Annotated in this window: 30 protein-coding genes; 13 read left to right on the top strand and 17 right to left on the bottom strand. The window is 57.1% G+C overall.

Going from position 1 to position 26,417, the window contains the following annotated elements; all coding sequences use genetic code 11:
- Positions 1-23: 23 nt before the first annotated feature.
- Together Q6A51_RS14355 and Q6A51_RS14350 are read right to left on the bottom strand one after the other, a co-directional pair.
- Positions 24-1,061 carry an LLM class flavin-dependent oxidoreductase gene (locus tag Q6A51_RS14355; protein ID WP_304575067.1) on the bottom strand — a complete coding sequence of 346 codons (1,038 nt, stop codon included), beginning with the start codon at positions 1,059-1,061 and terminating at the stop codon, positions 24-26.
- Positions 1,062-1,244: 183 nt separating this feature from the next.
- A complete protein-coding gene (locus Q6A51_RS14350) occupies positions 1,245-2,687 on the bottom strand; it encodes a protein O-mannosyl-transferase family (RefSeq protein WP_304575066.1) in 1,443 nt (480 codons plus the stop codon).
- A gap of 452 nt (positions 2,688-3,139) precedes the next feature.
- Between Q6A51_RS14350 and norR the strand changes: the two genes are divergently transcribed.
- The 3 genes from norR to Q6A51_RS14335 all read left to right on the top strand — a co-directional run bounded on the left by norR (position 3,140) and on the right by Q6A51_RS14335 (position 6,616).
- Positions 3,140-4,690: a nitric oxide reductase transcriptional regulator NorR gene (norR, locus tag Q6A51_RS14345; protein ID WP_201019202.1), complete on the top strand. Its 1,551-nt coding sequence runs from the start codon at positions 3,140-3,142 to the stop codon at positions 4,688-4,690.
- Between the two features lie 125 nt (positions 4,691-4,815).
- Positions 4,816-5,040, top strand: a complete 225-nt coding sequence (locus Q6A51_RS14340) for a DUF6555 family protein (RefSeq protein WP_038399834.1) — start codon at positions 4,816-4,818, stop codon at positions 5,038-5,040.
- 97 nt (positions 5,041-5,137) lie between these two features.
- Entirely contained in the window at positions 5,138-6,616 is a 1,479-nt protein-coding gene (locus tag Q6A51_RS14335) for an MFS transporter (protein ID WP_201019203.1), read from the top strand.
- Here the strand turns inward: Q6A51_RS14335 and Q6A51_RS14330 are convergent.
- The 9 genes from Q6A51_RS14330 to Q6A51_RS14290 form a co-directional block, all read right to left on the bottom strand.
- A complete protein-coding gene (locus Q6A51_RS14330; RefSeq protein WP_201019204.1) occupies positions 6,582-6,806 on the bottom strand; it encodes a hypothetical protein in 225 nt (74 codons plus the stop codon). The two genes, Q6A51_RS14335 and Q6A51_RS14330, sit on opposite strands and share 35 nt — an antisense overlap.
- 116 nt (positions 6,807-6,922) lie before the next feature.
- Positions 6,923-7,117 (bottom strand): hypothetical protein, encoded by a 195-nt coding sequence (locus Q6A51_RS14325; RefSeq protein ID WP_201005243.1) that lies wholly within the window; start codon positions 7,115-7,117, stop codon positions 6,923-6,925.
- Positions 7,118-7,188: 71 nt separating this feature from the next.
- A complete protein-coding gene (locus tag Q6A51_RS14320; RefSeq protein WP_201019205.1) occupies positions 7,189-7,659 on the bottom strand; it encodes a YqhG/Tai3 family protein in 471 nt (156 codons plus the stop codon).
- Positions 7,660-7,857: 198 nt separating this feature from the next.
- A complete protein-coding gene (locus Q6A51_RS14315) occupies positions 7,858-8,760 on the bottom strand; it encodes a pyridoxal-phosphate dependent enzyme (protein WP_304575065.1) in 903 nt (300 codons plus the stop codon).
- 199 nt (positions 8,761-8,959) lie between these two features.
- Positions 8,960-9,745 (bottom strand): alanyl-tRNA editing protein, encoded by a 786-nt coding sequence (locus Q6A51_RS14310; protein ID WP_201019207.1) that lies wholly within the window; start codon positions 9,743-9,745, stop codon positions 8,960-8,962.
- Between the two features lie 38 nt (positions 9,746-9,783).
- Entirely contained in the window at positions 9,784-10,098 is a 315-nt protein-coding gene (locus tag Q6A51_RS14305; RefSeq protein ID WP_304575064.1) for an AzlD domain-containing protein, read from the bottom strand.
- Complete coding sequence (locus tag Q6A51_RS14300) at positions 10,098-10,832, bottom strand: AzlC family ABC transporter permease (RefSeq protein ID WP_201005233.1); 735 nt, start codon at positions 10,830-10,832, stop codon at positions 10,098-10,100. Before Q6A51_RS14300 ends, Q6A51_RS14305 begins: the two co-directional genes overlap by 1 nt.
- A gap of 10 nt (positions 10,833-10,842) precedes the next feature.
- Positions 10,843-11,688 (bottom strand): class I SAM-dependent methyltransferase, encoded by an 846-nt coding sequence (locus tag Q6A51_RS14295; RefSeq protein WP_304575063.1) that lies wholly within the window; start codon positions 11,686-11,688, stop codon positions 10,843-10,845.
- A 93-nt stretch (positions 11,689-11,781) separates the two neighbouring features.
- Positions 11,782-12,501, bottom strand: a complete 720-nt coding sequence (locus tag Q6A51_RS14290) for a serine O-acetyltransferase (protein WP_201019211.1) — start codon at positions 12,499-12,501, stop codon at positions 11,782-11,784.
- Between the two features lie 136 nt (positions 12,502-12,637).
- Between Q6A51_RS14290 and Q6A51_RS14285 the strand changes: the two genes are divergently transcribed.
- The gene (locus Q6A51_RS14285; RefSeq protein WP_304575062.1) at positions 12,638-13,465 is read left to right on the top strand and encodes a helix-turn-helix transcriptional regulator; all 828 of its coding nucleotides are present in this window, start codon (positions 12,638-12,640) and stop codon (positions 13,463-13,465) included.
- 36 nt (positions 13,466-13,501) lie between these two features.
- Here Q6A51_RS14285 and Q6A51_RS14280 read toward each other — a convergent pair whose 3' ends face one another.
- On the bottom strand, positions 13,502-14,122 hold the full coding sequence (locus Q6A51_RS14280) for a LysE family translocator (protein ID WP_304575061.1): 621 nt from the start codon (positions 14,120-14,122) through the stop codon (positions 13,502-13,504).
- 165 nt (positions 14,123-14,287) lie between these two features.
- Here Q6A51_RS14280 and Q6A51_RS14275 point away from each other — a divergent pair, with 165 nt between their 5' ends.
- Positions 14,288-14,770 (top strand): Lrp/AsnC family transcriptional regulator, encoded by a 483-nt coding sequence (locus Q6A51_RS14275; protein ID WP_201019214.1) that lies wholly within the window; start codon positions 14,288-14,290, stop codon positions 14,768-14,770.
- An 18-nt stretch (positions 14,771-14,788) separates the two neighbouring features.
- Here Q6A51_RS14275 and Q6A51_RS14270 read toward each other — a convergent pair whose 3' ends face one another.
- The 3 genes from Q6A51_RS14270 to Q6A51_RS14260 all read right to left on the bottom strand — a co-directional run bounded on the left by Q6A51_RS14270 (position 14,789) and on the right by Q6A51_RS14260 (position 16,409).
- Positions 14,789-15,085 carry an RcnB family protein gene (locus Q6A51_RS14270; RefSeq protein ID WP_201019215.1) on the bottom strand — a complete coding sequence of 99 codons (297 nt, stop codon included), beginning with the start codon at positions 15,083-15,085 and terminating at the stop codon, positions 14,789-14,791.
- A 70-nt stretch (positions 15,086-15,155) separates the two neighbouring features.
- Positions 15,156-15,452 carry an RcnB family protein gene (locus Q6A51_RS14265; protein ID WP_304575060.1) on the bottom strand — a complete coding sequence of 99 codons (297 nt, stop codon included), beginning with the start codon at positions 15,450-15,452 and terminating at the stop codon, positions 15,156-15,158.
- A gap of 99 nt (positions 15,453-15,551) precedes the next feature.
- Positions 15,552-16,409, bottom strand: a complete 858-nt coding sequence (locus Q6A51_RS14260; RefSeq protein WP_304575059.1) for an SDR family oxidoreductase — start codon at positions 16,407-16,409, stop codon at positions 15,552-15,554.
- Between the two features lie 92 nt (positions 16,410-16,501).
- On the opposite strand from Q6A51_RS14260, the gene Q6A51_RS14255 reads away from it, so the two are divergent.
- On the top strand, positions 16,502-16,921 hold the full coding sequence (locus tag Q6A51_RS14255) for a winged helix-turn-helix transcriptional regulator (RefSeq protein ID WP_201019218.1): 420 nt from the start codon (positions 16,502-16,504) through the stop codon (positions 16,919-16,921).
- Positions 16,922-17,056: 135 nt separating this feature from the next.
- Complete coding sequence (mrdA, locus tag Q6A51_RS14250; RefSeq protein ID WP_201019219.1) at positions 17,057-18,946, top strand: penicillin-binding protein 2; 1,890 nt, start codon at positions 17,057-17,059, stop codon at positions 18,944-18,946.
- A 6-nt stretch (positions 18,947-18,952) separates the two neighbouring features.
- Here the strand turns inward: mrdA and Q6A51_RS14245 are convergent, their stop codons facing one another.
- Positions 18,953-20,233 carry an MFS transporter gene (locus tag Q6A51_RS14245; protein WP_304575058.1) on the bottom strand — a complete coding sequence of 427 codons (1,281 nt, stop codon included), beginning with the start codon at positions 20,231-20,233 and terminating at the stop codon, positions 18,953-18,955.
- A gap of 224 nt (positions 20,234-20,457) precedes the next feature.
- Here Q6A51_RS14245 and Q6A51_RS14240 point away from each other — a divergent pair, with 224 nt between their 5' ends.
- The 4 genes from Q6A51_RS14240 (at position 20,458) to ycaC (ending at position 24,860) form a co-directional block, all read left to right on the top strand.
- The gene (locus Q6A51_RS14240) at positions 20,458-21,369 is read left to right on the top strand and encodes a LysR substrate-binding domain-containing protein (protein ID WP_201005214.1); all 912 of its coding nucleotides are present in this window, start codon (positions 20,458-20,460) and stop codon (positions 21,367-21,369) included.
- Between the two features lie 200 nt (positions 21,370-21,569).
- The gene (locus tag Q6A51_RS14235; RefSeq protein WP_304575057.1) at positions 21,570-22,196 is read left to right on the top strand and encodes an antibiotic biosynthesis monooxygenase; all 627 of its coding nucleotides are present in this window, start codon (positions 21,570-21,572) and stop codon (positions 22,194-22,196) included.
- 145 nt (positions 22,197-22,341) lie between these two features.
- Positions 22,342-24,180 carry an amidohydrolase gene (locus tag Q6A51_RS14230; protein WP_201005435.1) on the top strand — a complete coding sequence of 613 codons (1,839 nt, stop codon included), beginning with the start codon at positions 22,342-22,344 and terminating at the stop codon, positions 24,178-24,180.
- 56 nt (positions 24,181-24,236) lie between these two features.
- The gene (gene ycaC, locus Q6A51_RS14225; protein WP_025259968.1) at positions 24,237-24,860 is read left to right on the top strand and encodes an isochorismate family cysteine hydrolase YcaC; all 624 of its coding nucleotides are present in this window, start codon (positions 24,237-24,239) and stop codon (positions 24,858-24,860) included.
- 64 nt (positions 24,861-24,924) lie between these two features.
- On the opposite strand, the gene Q6A51_RS14220 is transcribed toward ycaC, so the two are convergent.
- The gene (locus tag Q6A51_RS14220; RefSeq protein WP_201019222.1) at positions 24,925-25,194 is read right to left on the bottom strand and encodes a hypothetical protein; all 270 of its coding nucleotides are present in this window, start codon (positions 25,192-25,194) and stop codon (positions 24,925-24,927) included.
- A gap of 194 nt (positions 25,195-25,388) precedes the next feature.
- Here Q6A51_RS14220 and Q6A51_RS14215 point away from each other — a divergent pair, with 194 nt between their 5' ends.
- Positions 25,389-25,709, top strand: coding sequence for a hypothetical protein (locus Q6A51_RS14215; protein ID WP_304575056.1), 321 nt, complete (start codon positions 25,389-25,391; stop codon positions 25,707-25,709).
- Between the two features lie 518 nt (positions 25,710-26,227).
- On the top strand, positions 26,228-26,417 hold a 190-nt coding region (locus Q6A51_RS14210), incomplete at its 3' end, for a hypothetical protein (RefSeq protein ID WP_304575055.1).

The following is a 26,417-nucleotide window of genomic DNA, read 5'->3' as shown; positions in this document are numbered from 1 at the left end:
GGGCCTTGGCCGCGATGCCTTCATCAACGAAACGCTGGCACTACATGTTTGATGAACAGTTCCAGCGATTTCTTCTTCTCGGCATGGGACAGGCTGTTGTCACACCAGAAGCTGAACTCGTCGACCCCAAGCTCCTGGTAGTAACGGATGCGCGGGATGATTTCTTCCGGGGTGCCGATCATGGTGTTCTTGCGGATGTTTTCCAGCTCGAACTCCGGGCGTTCCTTGAATTTCTCTTCCGGGCTTGGCGCCAGAAAGCCATTGACCGGTGTCTGCTTGTTGCCGAACCAGGCATCGAAGGTACGGTAGAACTTCGAGATCGCTGTCGCGCCCACTTTCCAGCCTTCGGGCTCGTCGGCGGTATGGACGTGAGTGTGGCGCAGCACCATCAGTTGCGGGCGAGGGACGCTTGGGTTGTTGTCCAGCGCGGCCTGGAACTTGTTCTTCAGGTCCAGGACTTCTTCATCGCCTTTCATCAGCGGCGTGACCATCACGTTGCAGCCGTTCTGCACCGCAAAGTTGTGGGAATCCGGGTCGCGGGCGGCGATCCACATTGGCGGTGTCTTGACCGGTTTCGGCACGCAGGTGGAGGTGGGGAATTTCCAGATATCGCCGTCGTGCGCATAGTCGCCTTGCCACAGGGCCTTGACCACGGGGACCATTTCACGAAGGGCCTTGCCGCCTTCAGAGGCTGGCATGCCACCCGCCATGCGATCGAACTCGACCTGATAGGCGCCGCGAGCCAGACCCACTTCCATGCGGCCATTGCTGATGACATCCAGCAACGCGCATTCGCCTGCTACCCGCAACGGATGCCAGAACGGAGCAATGATGGTGCCTGCACCCAGATGGATGGTGCTGGTTCTGGCGGCGAGATAGGCCAGCAGCGGCATCGGGCTTGGAGATATGGTGTATTCCATTGCATGGTGTTCGCCGATCCAGACGGTGCTGAATCCGCCTTTTTCGGCCAGCAGCGTCAGTTCGGTCAGGTCCTCGAAAAGCTGATGATGACTGACTTGCTCATCCCAGCGTTCCATGTGCACGAACAACGAAAATTTCATGACACTCACCTCGGTTCAATCGTGGCGCCCCAAGAGGGCGGAGCCGATATTTTTTTGGTATACCGCAATGCTTTGGGGTGATGTAGATCAAGCAGTGTGGGAAAGCTTGTTCTGTCTGATGGTATACCGTAATACTTTATGTGCAAGCGTTTTTTGGTGAGGTCTGTTTCTGGCGGCGCGATCTCATTTCATATGCAGTGCATACCCCGGCGTCCAGCTTTCCAGTCTGTATTGCCCGGCGATCAGGGTGCAGTAGCTCAGGCGTGCCAGGTACGCCCCGGCACTGTCGAGGTAGGTCTGGATTTGCGCGGGCTCACTGCACATCGCCAGTTTTCGGCCGCGTAGCAGCCCGAGAGTCTGTGCCGAGCGCATGGCACCCATGGGCTCAGGGTCGGCAATGATCAGCGCGCCTTCGGGCACCGACGCTTCATAAGCCTGCACGAAGCGTTCGGCGGACCGGTCCGGCAGATAAGGTGCCATGAAGTAATGAATGTCGTCGCGAAACGGCAGCGCTTCGATGTGCGTCGGCAAGCGGATCAGGCCGCTGTTGTAGAGCGAATAGACAGACAGGATCGCGATGGGTGAGGTCAGCGCCGAAAGGCTCAGCAAGGCATTGCCCATGCGGGTGCGTGCCACTATCGCCTGAAGCTGGATCACCCCGAGGATGCTCAATAGCGCCACGCCCGGCAGGAAGAAGACAAAGCGATCAGTCACGTTATACGAAGCCGCAAACACCATGTTCAGAAATGCTGCGCTCCACAGCAGGCGCAGCCGAGGGGCGCGAGGAAAGATGAGCAACCCCACCAGTTGCGGCCCCAGCAAAGAGAGCAACAGCAGGCCCACCGACTTTTTCTCGTACCACATGATGTCGAAGCGCAGCAGGCTGCCTTCCCGGTTGACGTCGGTCAGGATGGCGGACGAACCCGTGAGGTAGCGGCGGCCAATCTCCGGCAGGCTCATCGCGCTCTGCAGGTCGTGAGCGATGGCTGGCAATGCGACTGCGATACCCGCGATGAAGCCGGGCAGGGTCATCAGAATCAGTAGCTTGTGCTGGTACAACAACTGGATATACAGCGGCAGCAGCACCACAAACGTCAGTTGGTGAGTGGCGGCACCAAGCCCGGTCAGCAGGCCGATGACAAGCAGCTTTTTCAGTTCGCCCAGATGCGGCTCTGCACGGAGTTGCATCCAATAGGCCAACAAGACGAACAGCGTGTGCAACAGATAGACATCGGCCTTGGTCGAGACCCAGAACACCGCATGGGACAGTACTGTCACCACGGCGGCGAGCACGGCCTGTCGTGGCGTGGCGCCTGCACTCCCGGCCAATTGGTAGATGAGCCATGCCAGTGGCAGCAAGAGCATCGAGTTGAGCAGGCTTAGCGCTTGCGGGCCGAACAACTGGAAGAACAATGTCGTGACGAATTGATAGAACGGATGATCCACCGGCCCGAGAGACTGGCTGAAGTACTGACCCTGGCTGGCATCGACCAGAAACATGCCGTTATCCCGCCACTGGACCGGGCCGCTGGAGGCGATAAAGCTTGCGACGATAGCGCCACACAACATCAAAAGGGGAATGAGAGGGAGTAACGATGAAGCGCGTGGGTCTTTGTCTTGATTCATGTAGAGCTCTCTGGGGAGACGTCTGCATTCGTTTCATTGGGGCATTTTTTCCAGGGGCGCAATGCCGCAGGAATAATGAAGCAACTCCGGATTTAATGAATTGCCATTAAGGCCCGCAACTAAGGGAGAAGCGATCTGAAACCGACCCTGATGTGCGGGCGTTGATAGCGCTCCGGCCAGTGTCGGGGGCACTATGGAACGAAAGTGGACAATTGCCACTTCAATAAAGTTAAAGGGCAGGGGTTATATCGTCATCGTGCTGGCGTCAGAAAAGTCAGGAGCGGTTACGGTGCCGTGAAACACTGTTTATGTGTTTCATTGGTTTAACAGTTATCGGAATCAGTGGCCTCTAATTGCAGCTATATAACCTGTCCTTTTGAAGAATATAAATGTCGCATTGACGCTGAACGAAGTCATAATGACTCGTTTTTCTCGAGCGTTCAGGAGTCGCAATGCCCAATCTCTTGCTGTCGGCGCTGGTCCCTCTGGTGGCCGACCTTACCCGCGAGCTGCCGCAAGAGGAGCGCTATCGGCGTTTACTGCATGCCCTGCGGCAATGGTTGCCTTGTGATGCGGTGGCCTTGCTCAGGCTTGAAGACGATGTGCTGATCCCGCTGGCTGTCGATGGCCTGAGCCCTGACACGCTTGGGCGTCGATTCCGGGTGCAGGAACATCCCCGGCTCAGGATTCTGCTGGAAAGCGAAGGGCCTGTACGTTTCTCCATGGATTGCGATCTGCCCGACCCCTATGACGGTCTGGTGGAAGGTCACGGCCAGCTTGAGGTGCATGACTGCCTGGGATGCGCGCTGTATTTTCAGGACAAGCCTTGGGGGCTTATCACCCTTGATTCCCTGGACCCATCCAGTTTTGGCAGTGTCGATCTGGAGAACCTCCAGGCTTTTGCCAGCCTGGCGGCGGCGACGGTCATGGCCAGTGACCGGATCAGCCAGTTAGGCCGTAACTATGAAGAGCAGCGGCAGCTGGCCGAGGTCTACAAACGTGTGGCGGGTGGTCGTGCTCCGCGTGAGCTGATCGGCCAGAGTGCCGTACACAAGCGCATGCAGCAGGAAATCCAGTTGGTGGGCAACAGCCCCCTGACTGTTCTGGTCACCGGCGAAACCGGGGTTGGCAAGGAGCTGGTTTCCGAGTCGATCCATCTGCATTCCCCCAGGGCGCACAAGCCGTTGATCAGCCTCAATTGCGCGGCCTTGCCTGAAACGCTGGTGGAGAGCGAGCTGTTCGGGCACGTCAAAGGTGCGTTCTCTGGTGCGGTCAATGGTCGTAGCGGCAAGTTCGAGCTGGCGGATGGCGGCACGCTGTTTCTGGATGAGGTCGGCGAGTTGCCGCTGCCGGTGCAGTCAAAGCTGCTGCGCGTGTTGCAGAGCGGCCAGTTGCAGCGGGTCGGCTCGGATCAGGAACATCATGTGGATGTGCGCATCATCGCAGCCACCAACCGGGATCTGGCCGAAGAAGTCCGTTCAGGCCGTTTTCGCGCCGATCTCTACCATCGGCTGAGCGTTTATCCGCTGAATGTGCCGCCCTTGCGCGAGCGAGGGCGTGATGTGCTGTTGCTGGCGGGTTACTTTCTGGAAGAGAACCGCATGCGTATGGGCTTGCGCAGCCTGCGGCTCAATGCCGAGGCCCAGAAACTTCTGCTGGCTCATGCTTGGCCCGGCAATGTTCGTGAGCTGGAGCATCTGATCAGTCGTGCAGTGCTCAAGGCCTTGTCCGCACACCCGGAAAGGCCACGCATTCTGACAATCGAAGCTCATGCACTGGGGCTCGATGACCAGCCGCAAGCTACACCGGCAGTTGCCATATCGGGTGCGAACCTGGCGATCAGGCCGGGACAGGGGCTCAAGGAGTCGGTGGACGCCTATCAACGTGCATTGATCGTCGAAGCCCTGGAGCGGCATCAAGGGAAATGGGTCGATGTGGCGCGGGAATTATCGGTGGATCGGGCCAACTTGAGTCGTCTGGCAAAGCGTTTGGGAGTTCGCTGAAGGCAGCCTTGATTGCAGGCGCTATTTGCTCATTGGTCGCCTGTTATTAAAAAAGACTGAATTTTTTTGCGCGGTGTTGTGTCCTCTATAGTCCATGGACACAACACAAGAGGTATAGCCTAATAATGGCACTGCCCAAGCACTACCGCATTGATTACTTATTAAACGGGACGTTCAAAAGTTTTTATATTCGTGCCGATAATATGGATAACGCCGAGGCATGGCACCACGCAAGTGTAGACGCCGGTCTGGCTCGTATTCCCAAATACCGACTGGAGAAAGTACCCCGTGTAACGAAGCCACATGCTGAACATTTTGGCATCACCAATGTTGAGTGGGTAAAAACCTGATAGCCCGCTTAGTTGTCGTTATTGCTGCATCGGGCGGGTTTTGATCCTGCCTGATGCGCTTATCCTGATGCATGAATTTCCTTGAGTGAAGTCGGCCATGACCACCATTCCGCAATCCCGGCAGGGGCGTGTCTTCGAGACGGATCTGCCTGCGCGGCTGGATCGGTTGCCGTGGGGCCGGTTTCATACCTTGCTGGTAATAGCCCTGGGGATCACCTGGCTGCTTGACGGCCTGGAGGTGACCCTGGCCGGCTCTGTGGCGGGCGCTCTGAAAGACAGTCCGGTTCTCAAGCTCTCCAACAGTGATATCGGCCTGGCCGGTGCGGTGTACATCGCCGGTGCGGTGCTGGGTGCGCTGTTCTTCGGTTGGCTGACCGACCGCCTCGGGCGTCGCAAGCTGTTTTTCATCACCTTGCTGCTGTATGTGGGAGCCACAGCCGCCACAGCGTTTTCATTCAACCTGTGGAGCTTCCTGCTGTTTCGCTTTTTGACCGGCATGGGCATTGGCGGTGAATACACCGCAATCAATTCGACCATTCAGGAGTTCACGCCCGCCCGCTACCGTGGCTGGGTGGACCTGAGTATCAATGGGACGTTCTGGCTGGGCGCAGCCCTTGGCGCCGGTGGTTCGATCCTGCTGCTGGACCCGCAGTGGCTGGGAAGCGAATTGGGTTGGCGGCTGTGTTTCGGCATTGGCGCCATTCTCGGCCTGTTTATCCTGCTGATGCGTCTCTGGCTGCCGGAAAGCCCGCGCTGGCTGCTGATCCATGATCGACCTGAAGAAGCCAGGCGTATCGTGGAGCAGATCGAAGCCGATATGCGTCGTCAGGGGCATGTACTGCCCGAGCCACAAGGTCGACCGTTGCGTTTGCAGGCACGAGATCACACGCCGCTGGGGGAAATAGCCCGAACCCTGCTGGTGACTTTCCGTCAGCGCTCACTGGTCGGGCTGACCCTGTTGACGGCCCAGGCCTTTTTCTACAACGCGATTTTCTTTACCTACGCCCTGGTGCTCACCGAGTTCTATGGTGTCCCATCAGCACAGGTCGGCTGGTATGTGCTGCCTTTGGCGCTGGGTAATTTCTGCGGGCCGCTGCTGCTGGGGAGACTGTTCGATGTCATCGGGCGGCGCATCATGATCAGCTCCACTTACGCGATTGCCGGTGTGCTGCTGACCATCAGTGGTTATCTGTTTGCTCAAGGGCTGCTGGATGTCAGGCAGCAGGCCATTGCCTGGATGGTGATCTTCTTTTTTGCCTCGGCTGCTGCCAGTTCTGCTTACCTGACCGTGTCGGAAACTTTCCCGCTGGAGATTCGTGCCTTGGCCATTGCCGTGTTCTATGCCTTTGGCACTGGCCTGGGAGGCATCATCGGCCCGACGCTGTTCGGCCAACTGATAGAAACCCAGGATCGCGACAATGTGCTCATCGGCTATCTGATCGGGGCTGGGCTGATGATGATCGCCGCTTTGGTGCAGGCCATCTGGGGCGCGGCAGCCGAGCGCAAGTCGCTGGAGGAGGTTGCCCGGCCCCTGTCACAGGTCAGAGAGCAGGAGGCGTCTGATCGATCAGCCTGACAACGCCGCGCAGGTCCTGGACCGAAGCCTGCAAGCCTTCGATCTTGTCGCTGACTTCCTGCATTTCGGTCGGGCGAAAGGTATGTTGCAGGTACATGACGTGGCCTGCCAGGTTCATTGACACACGTTCCAGATCATCCGCTGTCTGCTGCAAATACTCCTGAATGTCTTTCAGTGGTTCTATTTGCACCAGCCTTTACTCCGGCAATTGCGCATCATGGGTGTGATTGTGTTTGTCTGCGGATCAACATACACCTGCTGTGTCGGCAGTGATGGCATTATGCTTTAGAGTATTTCGTCGAAAAATCACTGCTCGTCGGATTCCGAATAAGAATCCAGCAATTCAGCCAGCGCACGGGTACGTTCAAGGCCGCTGGTGGTGGACATGATTCGGGCCACTGCTTCAATCGCTTGTGCCTTTGCTTCGGCGCGTTCGGCATCGGTGTTATTGGGCGTGGCGTCCTGCGCTGCTTCAATAATCGATTGCTCAAAGGTATTCATGGTTGTCGCTCTTTGGGGGCAGATGTCTGTGATACCGATAGCGGGTCGTTATTTCAAGTCTCAGGCGTTGCTCAGTCACCCTCGTAGGGGAAGTCTTGCAGGGTTTGAACCAGAGACACATCGTCCGGACTCTGGATATTGTCCAGCACCCAGCATTGGCTGCCCGGATTCTTGATCAGCAGCAGGATAGTGCTCTGGGTGCTTGCGCCCAGCGGAGAAACCATCTCGACCACTGCCTGTTTGTCGGAGCTGGATACCTGCTTCCATTCAACAGCCTTGATCACCTCATTATCCTGAGTACCGGTCCATGGATCCGCACTGATGGCGCACTGGTCGCCAGGCTGCTGGCAACTCCAGTCCTTCTTCAGCAAACCCAGCAAGTTCTTGGACAGATACTCGGGCCCACCTTTGCCACTGACATAGAAATCATGGTGGTTGGTGTAGATCCAGCGTGCCGTGTCAACCGGTGTACCGGCAGGGCAGGCGGCTTGTGCGGCAGTTGAGAACAGGCAGGCAAGAATGATCGCAAGGGGTCTGGACATGGAACGAAACTCGGCAAATGGGTGGTCGGTGAAGATGTAACGTTGATGACACGCATTTGGAGGCCAAGCGCGGGAAAAAGCAATGGGTCTGGCTGCTGAAAAGCGGTGGCGCGGTGGCTGTCGAGCCGTGAAATCGACCCGGCCCGATAATTCCTGTGGCTGATCGGGCCGGGTCTGGAGGTTTGCCTTCGCAAGCGCCTAAGCGACTTTACTCACCAGCGAGTTCTCCAGGTCCTGATACCAGAGGCCGGCGTCGTAAGCGATCGTGACAATCGTCGAGTCGGCATAATCCTTTTGGTTCATCATTTGCCGTGCCACGGCAATGCAGGCGGCAGCGGTATTACCGACGAATGCGCCATTCTGCATGAAGAACCAGCGCTGGGCGGCCAGCATCTCGGCATGGTCCACATTGAAGCGTCTGTTGACCAGCGACCAGTCCAGAAACGGCGGGCAAACCCCTACGGCCATGCCTTCGAGCCGGTGGTCCGAGAATACGCCTTCCCTGGAGTCGCAACCCTGTGGGTCGACCATGATTGTCGAGACGTCAAACCCATGGTCTTTCAGGCCGAGAGTGATGCCGGTAAAGCTGGCGCCGGTACCTGCGCAGCCAATGAACAGCAGCTTCTTGCCTGACTTGGCTTCTTCCAGCTGGCGGGCCAGTTCGGGCGCAGTCTGGTAGCGGTGTGCTTCGACGCCCACCAGATTATTGAACTGGTCTGTGTAGTAGTAAGACTTGCCCATGGCTTGCTGATTCTGCAGATGAAAGTTGACAACTTCCTTGGGGGACAGGCCGTCTCTGAGCATCTCCTTGCCGATCAGTTTGGCGCCGAAGCATTCCAGCAGGTTCCTTTTGGTCTGGCTGAAGCCCAGACCGATTGCCAGCTCTATCGGAATACCGTGCTTGTGGCAGGCCGCGACCAGGCCGAAACCGAAGTTGCCGCCAGTCTTCTCAATGACAGTGGTCACGCCAGGAATGATTTCACCGCTGCGCAAGGCGGCATCGATGATGACGCTGGCAGCCCGGTATTTATGGCTGCCACCAGGGTTGTTCATTTCCATTTTGGTGAAGAAACGTTCACCGCTTTTAATGAGTTTGCTCACGTCTGGCTTCCTCCATGGGGTACTTCTGAATCGGTTGTCCGCTCAGTAAACCGGCAGTTATCTCTAACTATTGAAAGCCACAGCAGTTGCTCTTGATTTCACTCGAACAGGCAGGACAAAAGGTCCTTCGCGTTGCGAAACATTACTGCTGTGGTCAGCCGGGTAAGTTGCGCATTCGTTTTCCGGGCTCATGAGGTTGTCATGAGGTGCGTTGGTGATAACGGGAGAGGTCGATCTGTGCCTGGGGGAACTCACACACCAGTCTTTCCTTGCCTTTGCCGAGGCGCTTTCGGCGCACATTCAGGCGTCCTATGCGATCCGGCGTGTGCAGGTGCGTGCCGCCACAGGGGATTTCTATGCCTTGATAGCGCCACATGCGGGCGTCCTCCAGCCCCTGGACCGCGTGATGCTCGATGACTTCATCCAGAACAATCAACTCATTTGCCCGACGTTCTATTTCAATGACCTCATCGGTACTGAATGCCTCTTCGACCAGAAAGTCGAAACGGGCGGATTCTTCTTTGATGTGGCAGCCGATGGTCCACTGTTTCAGCTCCTCACGCAGACCTGTCGCGGCGGCATACAGAAAGTGGCTGGCGCTGTGCGACAGGGTCAGTCGTTCACGACGCTGGATATCTATCGTGACCCTGGCTTCCATTCCCGCCCGGATATGTTCCAGCATGAAGAAATCGTCAGGGTGGATCATGTGCAGGATGATGCCGCCCAACTTGCCACCCTTGAAACCTTCCAGCTGGATGGGCGTGCCATAGAGCTTTTTGGTCCATGCGAACCGCACAGTACCGATGGGCAGGTCTATCGTGCCCTGGTCAGCCTCCTGACCGCCGCCTTCCGGATACGCCACCGTACTGTCCAGCTCGATTGCTTCTGGATGAACGCGAATCACTTTTGCGTTCGCGGACATCAGGTACTGGTCTTTGTAATACAGCTTTTCGGTGTTGCGCAGCACTTCGTCGACCGTGGTCATGCTATTCACTTCCTGAGGTTGAGCCTGTCGATCCATGGCTAGTTGATGGCGAACCACATGAGGTAGAAACCCACACCCCCGAGCACTGTGGCAAAGAGGCTTCTGGTTACAACGGCAATAACCGTTGCCGCCAGCGCTGAGGCAAGCGGGGCCATGAGCCCGCCGTCCTGGGTGGAGTGGTTGGCAAGCTCCAGGGTGATGATTGCAACCATGATTGCGGAGGGCACAAAACCGAGCCAGTCCAGTACGAATCGCGGGAGGTTCACGCCGGCGAGAAAAACGATCGGGAGCGCCCGGACGGCGACGGTGATGATCGCGCAGGCAATGACCGTCAGTAGAATCGACGAGCCCATCACTGGCCTCCTTGCATCGGGTAAAGACGCATCAGGACCGTACACAATGTCGCCGCGACGGCCGTTGCCACGAGCAGTGAAACGTTGACATCGAAGGTTCCCAGTGATGCAAGTACCACGGCTGTCGAGGCCACGATGGCGACGATTTCGAGGCGCTTCTGTTTGCTGCCGAAGTAATTGAGCACGACCAGGCCGATAAACATTGCGGTCAGGCTGAAAACCAGCCTGTGCGAGATGTCGGCTGGAATCGATTTGGCAAAAATGGCGCCCACAAGATTTGCAATGATCCAGTTCACGTAGGCGACACTGTTCAGCCCGAGCATCCACCAGTAAGCAATCCTGCCGTGTCTGGAAGCCTGTTGAGCCGCTATGCCGAATGTCTCATCCGTCAACAACATGCCACTGATGAACTTCTGCGAACCGGTCAGCGTTGCAAAGTAACGGGCCAGGTACGAACTCATCAGTAGATAGCGGATATTCACCAACAGAACCGCCAGTACGATTGCAATCGGCCCGGCACCACTGATCCACAGTGAATAGAAAAGAAACTGCGCGGACCCTGCGTAAAGCAGCATCGAGAGCAGGGCTACATCAACCAGTGAAAACCCTGAAATGGCGCCTATGGCACCGGCCGCGAAACCTATGCTCCAGTAGCCCAGAATCGTCGGGCCACAAGCAATGGCGCCTTCAAGAAAAGCCGAGCGTTTGAATGCGAGAGTCTCTGACATGGACATGGGCGGGCCTCTAGCTTTTCAGGGCTGATATGACATAGGCAGCCATGGGCAGTGCGAAGCCCTCGGGTGTCGACCAGTTTTCGCGGATGGTATACGTCATGGTCCGGTTGATTTCATGCAATACCGCTTCCGGTTGCTCTCGCAGACGCGCACCGGAGCGTACCGAACCAATGAGTTCCGACTGGAACAACTCGGCAGGACTTTTCATCAGCCAGGTGTATTGCGTCAGTTCGCGAGAAACGGATGCCGCTTCGAAACCGGCATTTTCAAGCAGCTTTACCAGCGAATCGAAATCGTCGAGTTCGTGATAGGCCGGCCCGGCGGGAACTGGAGATACGCCGCTGGCATGCAGGTCCAGAGCCCGGTTCAGTACTTCTCCCGCCTTGTTGAAATGATCGGGTGCCCAAAGCGTGAAAGCCCAGGTGCCGTTCTTGCGCAGGACGCGCGCGACTTCCGAGAAAGCCCGTGCCGGGTTGGAAAAATGCTGGACGCCGAAGTTTGAAAAGACACTGTCGAAGTAGCCTTGTTCAAAGGGCAGGGCATGCACATCGCCAAACTCGAAATGAATGTCGGGGTGCAACTGGCGAGCGTGTTCAAGCATGGCTTCTGAAAAGTCCACACCCACAACGGATGCGCCGATGCTTGCCGCAATGGAGGCTGCATAACCCGGCCCGGTTGCTACATCCAGCGCCCTGGCTCCCGGAAACAGGCAGGCCATATCCAGAAGAGGCGCCGCGAACGGGCTTGTTGTATGGCCCCATGCCTGATGATAGGCGTCGGCCACTTTCTCCCAGCCATCATATTCGAACTGCTCGAAGGCCGTTCTTGTTTCATTACCTTTCATTTTGGAGTTCATTCAGTATTCCCGGTGTCCGGATTTCTTCAGGGCTGTCTTGCGAAGGGCAACAGGGTGCGCTGTGCTCCTGTCTTTCTGTCTGTGGAGCATGCGTCAGGCTCTGCCGACACCGAGCACGGCTTCGGTCCGGCTCTTTATATTCAGGCGCTCACGCCGGATATAGACATGTTGTTGGGCTGGTACGTCTTCGGTAATGGTTACGTCCGAGCCAATGATCACATCGTCACCGATGTGGACCGGGCCAAGTATCTTGGCGTTGGCCGCGATCTGGACCCGATGGCCTATGGTCGGATGGCGCTTGCCGTCCGGTGCATCGCCAATGCTTCTTCCGCCGAGGATGATGCCGTTGAGCAGATAGGCATCGTCGCCGATCTCCACGGTCTGACCGATGACCGTGCCATAACCATGGTCAATCACGAATCTCTCGCCCAACCGGGCCTCGGGGTGGATGTCTATGCCGGTCATGCTGCGCGCCACAAAGCCGAGTTTCATGGCCGCGACCACATGGGCCATGGGGGCATTCACTGCTGAGATGAGAGAGTGAGCGACGCGATAACACAGGACCGCGAAAAATGCCGAGTGCATGGACAGATGGCACTCCAGCGGTTTGAACCGTGAAGCCGGGTCTCGTGTACATTGCGCGATCAGGTCCTGGTTTGCCCTTTCGATAACGGACGAAGTAATCGCGTGGCTGTCCGTATCGGACAGTTCAAGTTCGGACAACTGCAGGGCAATGGACGCCAGTCTGGAGAGTTGCTGCCTGTAGCTGGAGTTTTCGTTGTGGAATAATGTAAGGCGCTTATCTGGTTCCATGATATTCAATCGCCTTGTCCTCCGCTTACCCGATGAGTTTTAGGTAAGCTACTCAGGCGAATAACTCTCGTATTGGATAATCCTGCGCATGTGTACACCACTGACTCCATCGCACGATTCTGGAAAACCTCTCCCTGTGTCCGAGGAAATCGTGCTGTGGCGCGACAGCGACGTGGGGGGCGGCATGGAATTGCTTCGGGCAGTCTGCTGTTCTCACCGCTACTCGGCGCACTCCCATGATGAGTTCGTGATTGCTGCATTCGAGCGCGGCGCACAGCGCCACTGCATCGCCCGGCACAAGGGCGTTGCTGTGCCTGGAACAGTGATGATCATCCATCCGGGTGAGGTGCATACAGGCGAAGCGGCAGAGGAAGCAGGGTTGTGGGCCTACCGTGCGTTCTACCCACGTGCTGACATCATGGGGCAGGTCGCAGAAGATGTGTTTGGCTCTCCTGTGATCGAACTCGATTTCGGCCGCGATGCTCTCAGGGAAAACCTGGGCCTGGCGAGGCAGTTGACGAAGGCGCACAGCATCATCGAGACATCGCCCGACCCGCTGGAGCGTCAGGCTGCATTCCTCGACATGCTGGCACTACTGATCAGGCGCTATGGCCAGTCGGTGAACGGCACGGTCGTGCGCGAGCAATCTCCCGCCGATGTGCGTCGCGCACAGGATCTGATCCAGTCCTGTTTCGGCGAGCGCCTGACGATTTCCCAGGTAGCTCAAGCGGTCGGGCTCAGTGAATACCACTTCATGCGCTCCTTCCGGAAAAAGACCGGCATGACAGTGCATGCCTACATCACCCAGACACGCCTGCGTGCAGCGAAAGACCTTCTGGTACAGGGCGTGACGCCGGCACAGACCGCAATCAATGTCGGCTTTTTCGATCAGAGTCACTTCACCAATCGTTTCAGGGACAATTTTGGTGTGACACCCAAGCGATATGCCGAGGCTTGTCGTTGATGGCTGTATGGCATGAGTATGAAAGTGCCAGGTGCTTCAGCGAATCAGCATCGACGCTGCTGCTATTACCATGATTGTTGCTGCCCCCCGGAACAGTTTTTGTTGAGCCTTCTGGCCCGACAGCAGGTGACGAATACGTACAGCGGCGAGAATGAACAGTGCCCCTACAGCCAGTAACACCAGGACAGTTAGCGGTACCAGCACCAGCGCCCAGGTCTGTAGAGAGACGGCTTCCAGATTGATCGCCAGCGGCAGAAGTGCCAGGTAGAACGCGATGGTTTTCGGGTTGCTCAGGGTAATGGTCAGTCCGCAAGCGGCTGCTGAAAACAACTCCTTCTTCTGGGCTGTCTTTCCCGGTTCTATGGGCTGGTGATCGGCGAACCAGAACTGCCACGCCAGATAGCAGAGATACAACGCTGCGCCCCAGCGTACGACTTGAAACAGCGCGTTGAAGTGTTCGGCAATGATTGCCAGCCCAAAGACCGCAAAAGACAGGTAGGCCAGATCCCCCAGGATCAAGCCAGACAGCACGCAAAAGCCCGAAACCGTGCCGCCACTGACGCTACGCGCTACCAGCACTGTCATACCGGGGCCGGGAACGGCAGCGGCAATGCCCAATGCGGCTGAATAGGTAACTATCTGGGTCATGTCCAGCATGTTGCTCTCCTGAGGAATAGTGCCTGGTATCCAGACCTCGGAAGTCGTGTCGTTCTGAGGTTGAAAAATGCTACACCTCTTACTCAGGGTGAAATTGTCTGTTTTTATTGCTTGTGGCACTTAAAAGGGTAAAAACTACCTTTTTTATCTTGTGGTGTGGAATTTATGACCGAACAGGTGCTGAGTCTGGCAGACGCCAGAATTCTTACCGCTCTGCAGCAGGATGGCAGGATCACCAACCAGACTCTTGCAGACCATATCGGCATGTCCGCTTCGCCTTGTTGGCGTCGGGTAAGGCAACTGGAGGAGCATCGCTATATATTGAGTTACAAGGCGGTGTTGGACCGACGCAAGATCGGGCTGGGAGTCATGGTGTTCATACGTGTCAGCATCGACAGCCATAGCGAGGCCGAAGCGAAGAAGTTCGAGCAGGAGGTCATGCAACTGGAAGATGTGGTGGCGTGCTATAGCATTGGTGGCGATGCGGATTTTCTGTTGCAGGTTGTAGCTCGGGATCTGGATTCGTTCGCTGATTTTGCCATGACTACCATTCGGCGCTTGCCCGGCATCAAGGAAATGCAGAGCATGTTCGTGCTCAAGGAAATCAAGCCTTTCGTGTCTTTCCCGGTCAAAGGCCCTCAAATCTGAAGGCCTGTTTCAACGCTCTCAGTTTGGCGCTTGAACAACCTCGACGACTTTTCCGTTGCTGACCTGTACGCGGGCGTATTTGTCCTGGATGCGTACCCACTGGCTGCTGACACCCGGCGCAGTGAGGCCTTTGGTTTTCCAGTCGGTCATGGCTGCCTTGGTGCTCAGGAATCTCTCTGGCAAGAATGAGCCGACGTCGATTTCCCGGTAGGTACTGCCAGCCGCTTCTACGGTTTGTGCCGCCTGAGCGGGCAGGGTGGCGATTGATGCACAGCCCAGCAGCGCCAGGCAGGCGATCAAGGATTTGCTTTTCATGTCAGGTTCCCGGTCCATTGAATGGTGGTTTTATGCACCGGGAACTCCTGCATTGCAATCATTCGGTGGGCTATTTTGACGCCGGAACGATATCGACGATCTGCCCGTTGGTAATTTGCACGCGGACATACTTGTCATGGATGCGCACCCACTGGCTCTCTTTGGCGGGCTCGGGGAGGCCTTTGCTTTTCCAGTCCGTGATGGCAGCTTCAGTACGCTGGAATTGCTGCGGTGCCCGTGAGCCCAGTTCCAGTTCGTGCATGTTGTCTGCGGACTCTTCGACCTTCTGTTCCGCCTGAGCAGGCAGGGTGACGACAGAGAAGCAGCCCAGCAGGGTCAGGCAGGCGATCAACGATTTGCTGTTCATGTCAGAGACTCCCAGTCTATTGATTCATGGCTTTATGCCGGTTACATGGACTGGGACCCTGGTCACCGTAAAACATTCGATTGGATATGACGCCCTTGATTATCCAGCCAGGGCAGCAGCAATGCTCACCGATACCGGCGTGGTGGCTCGGCCGATGAGTGCGCTTAGCTGGTGGCTGTCATCGTGGAGTGCGCCTTTGGATGCGCCGGTGTCCGAGTCGGCCAGCAGATGCGCGATCGCTTGTGGCAAGCCGGCTTGCTCCAGTGCGCCTTGATAATCGGCTTGTGGAAGGTTCACGTAAGGCAGGGTTTTTCCGCTCTGCTGAGACACCTGGGCGGCAAAGTCGGCCAAGGTGTAGGACTCATCGCCAGCCAGTTCGTAGACTCGACCTGCCTGACTCTCGTTTGAGGTCAGTACCACAGCGGCGGCTTCTGCGTAATCGTTGCGGGCTGCCGAACTGATGCGGCCATCGCCGGCACAGCCGTAGACCGAGCCAAGGCCCAGAGCTGCTGGAATGCCCGCGGTGTAGTTTTCGTGGTACCAGCCATTGCGCAGAATGACGGTTGGCACACCGCTGTCGCGCAAGGCAGCTTCGGTTTCGACGTGCTCCTGAGCCAGACCCAATACCGATGTATCGGCGTGGAGAACGCTGGTGTAGGCTAGCAGTTTGATACCAGCGCGTTTGGCAGCGTCGATCACGGCTTTATGCTGTGGCAGGCGCTGACCTATTTCACTGGAGGAAATCAGCAACACCTTTTGCGCACCTGTCAGGGCGCCATCGAGCGTAGAGGGTTGCGAGTAGTCCGCTTGGCGGATCTGAATGCCCAGTGCGGCGAGGTCGGCAGCTTTTTCCGGGCTGCGTACGGCTGCGATGATCTGTGAGGAAGGGACGCGCTTGAGCAGTTGTTCAATGACGAGACGGCCAAGCTGGCCGGTAGCACCTGTGACGACGATCATGAGTGGGTCCTTTAAGCTCATTGAATTAGAAGTGAAAGATCAGCATAGACATTAAGCTAACCTTTCGTAAGTACTAACAAAAAGGTAAGTATATGAGCCACCTCCTTGGCAATTCTGGTTCAAACTCCGGGTCATTGAACGCTTGCGGGCGTCAGGGTGAACTGATGGCTGCCGAATGCCCTTCGCGCAGTGTGCTCAGCCATGTATGCAGCCGTTGGGGGGTTCTGGTGCTGGTGGTATTGCGTGACGGCACGCATCGCTTCAGCGAGATTCGCCGCAAGATCGGCGGTGTAAGCGAAAAAATGCTGGCACAGACCCTGCAAAATCTGGAATACGACGGCTTTGTCGATCGCAAATCGCTGCCGGTGGTGCCACCTCATGTCGAATACAGCCTCACTCCCATGGGCGAAGAGATAGCCTTGCAGGTCGAGACGCTGGCCCGTTGGATAGAAGGCAACATGCCACGCATCATGCATGCTCGTGAAGCCGTGGCAGAGCCGCTGCTGGAGTAGCTTCTTTCGCGGGTTGTCTCTCTTCCTCTCGGCAGACAATCCCCTGCAACCCTTCACTTCTTGGTATCGTGCGCGCCGAAATATTTACTTACATATATCGTCCGCGTCGTTCGTCATTACCGAGAAGCTGTAGAAATGCCCAATCCCATTCCTCTGAAGGATCATGAAAAAGAGAGTCGCCTGGTCAATCTGCGTGTCGTCGCCTGCGCGCTGCTGGTCACGGTACTGAGCGTTTGTCTTGTCGCTCGCATGTATTTCCTGCAAGTCATCGAGTTCGACTATCACTCGACCATTTCCGAAAACAACCGCGTACATGTGCTGCCGATCCCGCCTGAGCGCGGTTTGATCTATGACCGCAATGGTGTGGTGCTCGCCGATAACCGTCCCAGTTTCAACCTGACCTTGACCCGTGAGCGTGCCAACGACTGGCATAAGGTAATCGACGAGTTGATGAGCATCCTGTCGTTGCCCGACGAGGACCGCATCCTTTTCGAGAAGGAACTCAAACAGGTACGCCATCCGTTTGAACCTGCGACCTTGCTCTACGAGTTGACCGAAGAGCAGATCGCCTTGCTGGCAGTCAATCAGTTCCGTCTGCCGGGCGTGGATGTTGCGCCACAGTTCATTCGTCATTATCCGCTGGGCGCGCATTTTGCTCATTCCATCGGTTATGTCGGGCGTATCAACGAGAAAGAGTCCAAACAGCTGGACACCGATTACCGTGGCACTCAGTCGATAGGCAAGACCGGCATCGAGCGTTTCTACGAGTCAGAGTTGCATGGGCATGTGGGTTATGAGGAAGTCGAGACCAACGCTCAGGGTCGTGTGTTGCGTGTGCTTAAACATACCGACCCGACCCCGGGCAAGAACATCACCCTGAGCCTGGATGTGCATTTGCAGGAAGCGGCCGAGAATGCTCTGGGTGATCGTCGTGGCTCGGTTGTGGCGCTGGACCCGGCTACCGGTGAAGTGCTGGCGATGGTCAGCAAACCCAGTTTCGATCCCAATCTGTTCGTGACCGGCATCAGCTTCAAGCAGTACGCCGCATTGCGGGATTCCATCGACCGGCCGCTGTTCAATCGGGTGCTGCGCGGGCTGTATGCGCCCGGCTCGACGGTCAAGCCGGAGGTGGCCATTGCGGGGCTTGATACGGGTGTGGTCAGTGCTTCTACAAAGGTGTTCGACCCCGGTTATTTCCAGTTGCCGGATTTTGATCACAAGTACCGCAACTGGAACCACAGCGGCGATGGCTGGGTAGACATGGACACTGCGATCATGCGTTCCAACGACACCTATTTCTATACCTTGGCACATAAGCTGGGTATCGACCGCCTGCATGACTACATGGCCATGTTTGGCCTGGGTCAGAAAGTCTCGCTGGACATGTTCGAGGAGTCCGCTGGCCTGATGCCTTCGCGCGAATGGAAGCGCGCCACGCGCCGTCAGGCGTGGTTCCCCGGTGAGACGGTGATTCTCGGCATCGGCCAGGGTTACATGCAGGTCACGCCGCTGCAACTGGCCCAGGCGACTTCACTGATTGCCAGCAAAGGCGTGTGGCATCGTCCGCATCTGGCGGTTGAAGTCGGCGACACGGCACCTGTAGATGAGCATCCGATGCCCAATATTGTGCTTAAAGATCCAAATGAATGGATTCAGGTCAATCAAGGCATGCAAATGGTTATGCATGATCCGCGTGGCATCGCTCGGGATGCTGCCAAGGGAGTGCAGTATCACATCGCTGGCAAGAGCGGCACCGCACAGGTGGTTGCGATCAAGCAGGGCGAGCGTTACGACCGTCTCAAGACTCTGGAGCGCAACCGGGATAACGCCTTGTTCGTCGGCTTTGCCCCGGCTGAACATCCGAAAATCGTTGTCGCGGTGATGATCGAGAACGGTGAGGCGGGAGGCCGGGTGGCCGGGCCAGTGGTCCGGGAAGTTCTCGATGCCTGGCTGCTGGACGACGCAGGTAAGCTCAAGCCGCAATACGCAGCGCCCAGCAAGGCTGATGGCGCTCCGCATGCGTGATGGCGTTTATTGCAGTGGATTATTGCCCTTGCCTCGCGGGCCGGTTTCCTTCAGCAAAAAGGCCAGCACAATAGCAATCACGATACCCGCCAGCAGGTAGTCGCCTGCCTGCTGGAAGACCGAAAGGTTCAGGCTTCCACCGGCAGCGAGCCGGTTCAGCAGATGGCCGAACACCGGTGTCAGCAAGGCACTGAAGGTAAACACCAGAAAGTTGATGGCACCGGTTGCGCTGCCTTTCACGTTGTCCGGGTTGACCTCCTTGATGACGGTGTAGGGAATCATCGCGGCTCCGGAGCCAATGCCCATCAGCAGGCCGAACAGATAAGGCGGGGCGATGCCGGCGGGCAGATACAGAATGGCAGTGCAGGACGCCAGGATCAGCAAGGCGCCGCCGATCATCACAGGTTTGCGTCGTCCGATACGGTCAGAGATATAGCCCAGCAACGGGCAGCCAATCACCCAGCCCAGTGGCACCATGCTGCTGCGATTCACGGCCTCGGCATAGTCGATGGACAAGCCTTCTCGCAGGAAAGGGACGCCCCAGATCATATCGCCGATGGTGGTTGGCAGAAACAACAGGCCCGCGCTGAAGCCGCACAGGTAGGACTGTGGATTGCTCAGCACTTGTCTGTATGGCGTGAGTATCGAACCTGCCGAGCCACTGCTGTTGACCGGCCTTGGGTCATGACCTTTGGGCGTTGCGATCAGCACCATGATCGCAACGACAAACAGGCAGGCTGCGGAGATGAACCAGAACTGCTCCCAGAGAATCGTGCCATGGATCAACGGCCCGACTCCGAATTGCCCGGCAAAGCCGCCCAGCATGCCGAAGCATTGGGTAAAGCCCACAGCCGTTGCCAGATAGCGCGATGGAAAACCGTGAGTGGCCAGATAGACCGCTCCGATAAAGGAACAGGCCGAGCCGGCACCTTGCAGCAGGCGTCCGATCTGCGCGGCCTGCAATTCACCCAGGCCGAACAGCGCGGCCCCGAGAGCAACCATCAGGATGCCGAGAGGAATCACATACTTGGCGCCCAGACGATCCAGTGCGGCCCCCGCGATAATCGAGAATATCGAGTAGGTGTAGTAATAAAGCCCGATCAGGGCGCCGATGGCCACGACGTCCCGATCGAACGCATGGGTCAGCTCCGGCATCATCACGCCAGGCGCGGAGCGTAATGAATACTGGATGAAGTAGAACAGGGCGCAGAACAGCCAGGCAATGACGAAGCCCGGATGCAGCCGCTCGGCGCGCATGGACAGGGTTCCGGAGGAGGCTGGTGGCATGGTATCTGGCTCGCTTGCAACAAATGGAGATTCCATACCATAGTCCGCTTTGGCGACCACAGGCCTGCGGCAGGTCAATAAAAAACGTTGGAACACCTGTTGCAGAGCGGTCGAAACAGCACGGGCACTCGGGGTTCAATATTTAAAGGCACAGGCGTACAAGGTTTGAGCAGGCCTGTCATGCCTACTTGAACCAGACTGTATCCAGCCTCTGGAGCCCTTGCATGAACCGCAACGACTTGCGCCGCGTCGACCTGAACCTGTTGGTGATTTTCGAGGCATTGATGTTTGAACGAAACCTCACCCGCGTCGCCGAAAAGCTGTTTATCGGCCAGCCAGCGGTGAGTGCCGCGCTGGGCCGCCTGCGTGATCTGTTCGACGATCAATTGCTGCTGCGCAATGGCCGGGGAATGGAACCTACTGCCAGGGCCCTGGATATCCTCAAGGAAATACGGCCTGCGCTGGATACCATTTCCGGCGCGGTCAGCCGTGCCAAGGAGTTCGACCCGTCCACCAGTTGCGATATCTTCCGTATCGGGCTTTCCGACGACGCCGAGTTCGGCCTGTTACCGCCGCTGCTGACGCAACTGCGCGAGGAAGCGCCCGGCATTATCGTGGTCATTCGTCGGGCCAATTACCTGCTCCTTCCAGCCTTGCTGGCTTCCGGAGAAATCTCGGTGGGCGTCAGCTACACCGTGGACCTTCCCGCCAATGCCAAACGCAAGAAGCTGCGCGAGATCGGCTGTAAGGTGATCCGTGGCGACGCCCGTCCCGGTGCCCTGAGCCTGGACGAGTACTGCGAACGTCAGCATGCAATGGTGTCGTTTTCCGGTGACCTGAGCGGCAATATCGATCTGGATCTGGCCAGAGTCGGCCGTGCCCGCAAGGTGGTGCTGGCGGTGCCGCAGTTCAATGGCTTGCGGGCCTTGCTGGCGGGCACCGAGTTGATTGCCACTGTGCCGGATTACGCGGCCTGTGCGCTGGTGGAAGGCAGCACATTGCGCGCCGAAGATCCGCCATTTCCCATCGTGCCTGCCGAGTTGTCGATGGTCTGGAGCGGCGTTCACGACAATGATCCCGCCGAACGCTGGCTGCGCTCGCGCATTGCCCAGTACATGGCCATGCCGATCATTTAAGGCCTGCCTTCGCGAATGAATTCGCTCCTACGCCGCCCGCGTAGGAGCGAATTCATTCGCGAAGAGCGAAGATATCAATCCAGATACAAGACAGCACATACGTTCAATTTTTGGCCTGTAATCAACGGCACTATCTCTATTCGGTCAAGCATGTCGTCTGACCTGAAGATTTTCATTCGGTGTTTACGGAGTTGCAGGCCATGTCTGATCCCATTCGTCTCGACACACAAGCGCGTGTCTTGAGCAGTTCGGTCTTCAATGAAGTTGTCACGCTGGTCATCAAACACCGGATCAAGGTCGGACAAGAGGCGGCTTATGAAGCCTGGCTGCGGCGCATCGTCACGATTGCCGGTGGCTATCCTGGTCACCTGGGCGTGGATGTGATCCGCAGCAAGTCCGGTGGCTTGCAGTTGTTTACCTGTGTCCTGCGTTTTCATTCCACCGAAGCCATGCAGAGCTGGCTGGACTCCGATGAGCGGCGGCAACTGGTGCAAGAGGCCGCGCCTATGCTTGCCGATGGTGACCAGACGCAGGTCAACCCGCATAACGAGTTCTGGTTCACCCCGGTGGGTGATGACGTCGGGCCTCCACCACGCTGGAAGCAGGCGTGCGTGACCTTTCTGGTCATCTTGCCGCTGAGTCTATTGATTCCTCTGCTATGGAAGCCGGTCTTTGCACTCAATCCATGGCTATCGGGTTATCTCGTCAGCAACGCGCTGGTGACGGTAACCATCGTTCTGCTGGTGGTTTATCTGTTGATGCCTGCGGCCACACGCTTGTTTGCTCCCTGGCTGAAAGCTTCCACCAAGGCTTCACAAGGAAAGTGACCCCATGAGTGATGACAAAACCGATTTGCAGCGCAGGCGTTTCATTGCCAAAGGCTCATTGCTGAGCGCCGCTGCGGCGATCCTGCCTGCCTTGCCATTCTCCGGTTATGCCGGTGCTTCTCAAACTTTTGCCAAAGGTGCTGCAATGAATGTCGAACTGATTCTCTTCAACGGTCAATTTCATACAGTCGATCGTGAAAAGCCCAAGGCCAGTGCCGTGGCGATCAGTGGCGGACGTTTCGTCGCTGTGGGCACCGAGGCTGAAGTCATGGCGTTGCGCGGCAGCGCCACTCAGGTCATCGACTTGCAAAAGCGCACCGTTATTCCCGGCCTCAATGACTCGCACCTGCACCTGATTCGCGGTGGTCTCAATTACAACCTGGAACTGCGCTGGGAGGGTGTGCCGTCTCTGGCCGATGCCTTGCGCATGCTCAAGGAGCAGGCTGACCGCACGCCGACGCCACAATGGGTGCGTGTAGTGGGTGGCTGGAATGAATTCCAGTTTGCCGAAAAGCGCATGCCAACCCTTGAAGAACTCAATCAGGCAGCGCCCGATACCCCGGTGTTCGTCCTGCACCTCTACGACCGTGCCTTGCTCAACCGCGCTGCGTTGCGTGTGGCGGGCTACACCCGCGATACCCCGAACCCGCCCGGTGGCGAGATCGTTCGCGATTCACAGGGCAATCCCACCGGCATGTTGGTGGCCAAACCCAATGCCATGATCCTGTATTCGACCCTGGCCAAAGGGCCGAAACTGCCGCTGGAATATCAGGTCAACTCGACCCGGCAGTTCATGCGCGAGCTCAACCGGCTGGGCGTCACCAGCGCCATCGATGCTGGCGGCGGTTTCCAGAACTATCCCGACGACTATGCGGTGATCGAACAACTGGCACGTGAAAAACAACTGACGGTGCGTATTTCCTACAACCTGTTTACCCAGAAGCCGAAGGAAGAGCTGGCCGATTTCAAGAACTGGACCAATACGGTCACTCTGCATCAGGGCGACGACTTCCTGCGGCATAACGGGGCAGGGGAGATGCTGACCTTCTCGGCTGCCGACTTCGAGGACTTTCTTGAGCCGCGTCCTGATCTGCCGCCTGGCATGGAGCAGGATCTTGAACCCGTGGTTCGGCACTTGGTCGAGCATCGCTGGCCGTTCCGTCTGCATGCGACCTATGACGAATCCATTTCCCGGATGCTGGATGTCTTCGAGAAGGTCAACCGCGATATTCCGTTCAATGGCCTGCCGTGGTTCTTCGATCACTGCGAAACCATTACTCCCAAGAACATCGAGCGGGTCCGGGCGCTGGGCGGCGGTATTGCAATTCAGGACCGCATGGCGTTCCAGGGCGAATACTTCGTCGACCGTTACGGTGCCAAGGCCGCCGAAATGACCCCGCCGATCAAACGCATGCTCTCCGAAGGCGTGCCGGTGGGTGCCGGTACTGACGCCACGCGGGTGTCCAGCTACAACCCCTGGACTTCGCTGTACTGGATGGTCAGCGGTCGCACCGTCGGCGGGCTTGAACTGTATCCCGAAGGCCTGCCTCGTGAAACCGCCCTTGAGCTGTTCACCCACGGCAGCGCCTGGTTCTCGTCCGAGCAGGGCAAGAAGGGCCAGATCAAGGTCGGCCAGTTGGCGGATCTTGTTGCCTTGTCGGCGGATTATTTCAGCGTCGAGGAAGAGTCCATCAAGTGGATCGAGTCGGTGCTGACCGTGGTCGATGGCAAGGTCGTATTCGGTTCCGGTGATTTCGAGAAGCTGGCACCGCCGGGCCTGCCCGTCCTGCCGGACTGGTCGCCTGTGGCCAAGGTCGCCGGTCACTGGCGACCCTCTTCACCGGTACTCGCCCAGGTTCACCAATGCAGCGGCCCTTGCGCCGTGCACTCCCACAGCCATGAACGCGCCAGGCTTTCCAGCGTGCCGGTCAGCGACTTCCAGGGGTTCTGGGGCGCGTTTGGCTGTTCGTGTTTTGCGTTCTGATTGTTTCACCCTTGCATGCAAACGCCGGATATCGATAAAAAACCAAGGAGTCAACCATGAGCACCCCGTACAAACGCTTGAACAAAGATGATGCAGCGGTTCTGTTGGTCGATCACCAGACGGGCCTGATTTCTCTGGTCCAGGACTTTTCGCCCAACGAATTCAAGAACAATGTGCTGGCCCTGGGCGATGTGGCCAAGTTCTTCAACCTGCCGACCATCCTGACCACCAGCTTCGAGCAAGGCCCCAATGGCCCGCTGGTGCCGGAGCTCAAGGAAATGTTCCCGGATGCCCCGTACATTCCGCGTCCAGGGCAGATCAATGCCTGGGACAACGAAGATTTCGTCAAGGCCGTCAAGGCCACCGGTCGCAAGCAACTGATCATCGCAGGTGTGGTGACTGACGTTTGCGTGGCATTCCCGACCCTGTGCGCTCTGGCCGAAGGCTTCGAGGTGTTCGTGGTAACCGATGCTTCCGGTACCTTCAATGAAACGGTCCAGCAAGCGGCATGGGCGCGCATGACCGCTGCCGGTGCGCAACTGGTCAACTGGTTCTCGGTGGCCTGCGAACTGCAGATCGACTGGCGCAACGACATGGAAGGCCTGGCCAACCTGCTTTCCCAGCGCATCCCCAACTATCGCAACCTGATCAACAGCTACACCGCATTCACTGCCCGCTAAAACCGGCAGCCCCTCTACGTCAGCAGTGACCGGATAGTCACTGCTGACGCTTCTTCCGCTGGTTTCAAAAGATTATGTAGTGATAAAAAATAATCACTACATATTTGTTGACGCCTGCCTTTTCCTTTTGCATTATGCAGCTGTCTCCCTGATCGGGAGCGCTGGAAAAGATGTACTGAACAGGCTCGGCAAGCCGTCGAGATGTTCCCCGGATGCAGGCTGCCCACAAGGCAGATTGATGAAGCTGAACCGGCATGGCACGTCCGACAGGACGAGCGGCTGGCGAAACGTCCTCATGATACTTGTGGCAGACCTTGTAACGGTCGCCAGCCATGTCTTTGGCTTTCGCTACGCTCTCCTTCCGTGACGCCTCCCTGTTGTAGTGGCTTTATGTCAAGGCTACCTGCATTTCCTCTGGGTCGGGATGTATGACGTGAACAGGATGCATTGTCTCGTTCATGAGTCACCCGACAGGCAAGTTTATATATCACTGGTATTAAACAGGTTAACGAGCGAAGGAGCATCAACATGAATATCAACAATCATCCAACTATTGATGAGCTGGCTCGTCTGTTTGCAGTACGCAAAGATACTCTGGACAGCCATATTCTCTGGATTGCGAACTCAGGCGAAGTGCATATCGACCCCATGTCGCCCTGCACGGCAGAGAGCGAATTCCAGGCAAACCACCCGGAAATGCTGAGCAGCCTGAAAATGTTCCGCAGAGGCCAGGGCTACGTCGGCAAGAAGGCAGCCGCCGATACGGAGTTCATGGCGAGCCTGTTACAGAACCTTAAAGATGAATGGCAAGCCGCGAAAAAACAGCAGCGCTTTATCCGGGTTGCCTGATAAAGAGTGCGAATAGTAAATACAACTGAATGAAAGTATGCCCTCTTATCGAGGGCATACTTTCAATTGCACCATTGATCATCCAAAGATACATATTCAGTCATTTCTTCGCTTTCAAACCGAATCACACCCCCATACTTTTTGCAGCTTGCAGCTTGCAGCTTGCAGCTTGCAGCTTGCAGCTTGCAGCTTGCAGCTTGCAGCTTGCAGCTTGCAGCTGGTGCCACAGGCACCCGTACCAATCCCGATACACGGTCGTTACAAAAAATTGACGTCAGGATGATGTCAATCTAGAATCGCGCCGAATTTGATATCAATATGATATTGCAAGGACGAGCCGTGTATTCACCCGCCCCAGGACGGCTCTGTCTGTCCTTCTCGCTGCCACTCCTCTGGTTTCCCCGGCCGTTCCCACTCCCGCCTCCGGTGAGCAGGGTCTGATCTGCCGATCAGCTTCGCCTCGAGCTGTTTTCCCAAGTCTTTCCAAACCGTTCTGACCCCCCGCAGGAAACCTCCGCATGGACGCCAAGCATCTCGCCTTCCTGGCCCGTCAACCGTCGGCCCGTGTGCAACTGCGTGAGCGTTTCTGGGGGATGCCCAAGCGCGGTATTGCGCTGATCCTGGCCAATGCGATGTTCTGGCAACCGCTGTGGGCGCAGGCGGACGGGATTGTGGTGAGCAGCGGCTCCACCAGCGTCGGGGCTGCGG

It is taken from the genome of Pseudomonas serbiensis, assembly GCF_030580745.1.
Classification (GTDB): Bacteria; Pseudomonadota; Gammaproteobacteria; order Pseudomonadales; family Pseudomonadaceae; genus Aquipseudomonas; species Aquipseudomonas serbiensis.
This window is presented reverse-complemented; position numbering and strand designations above follow the sequence as displayed.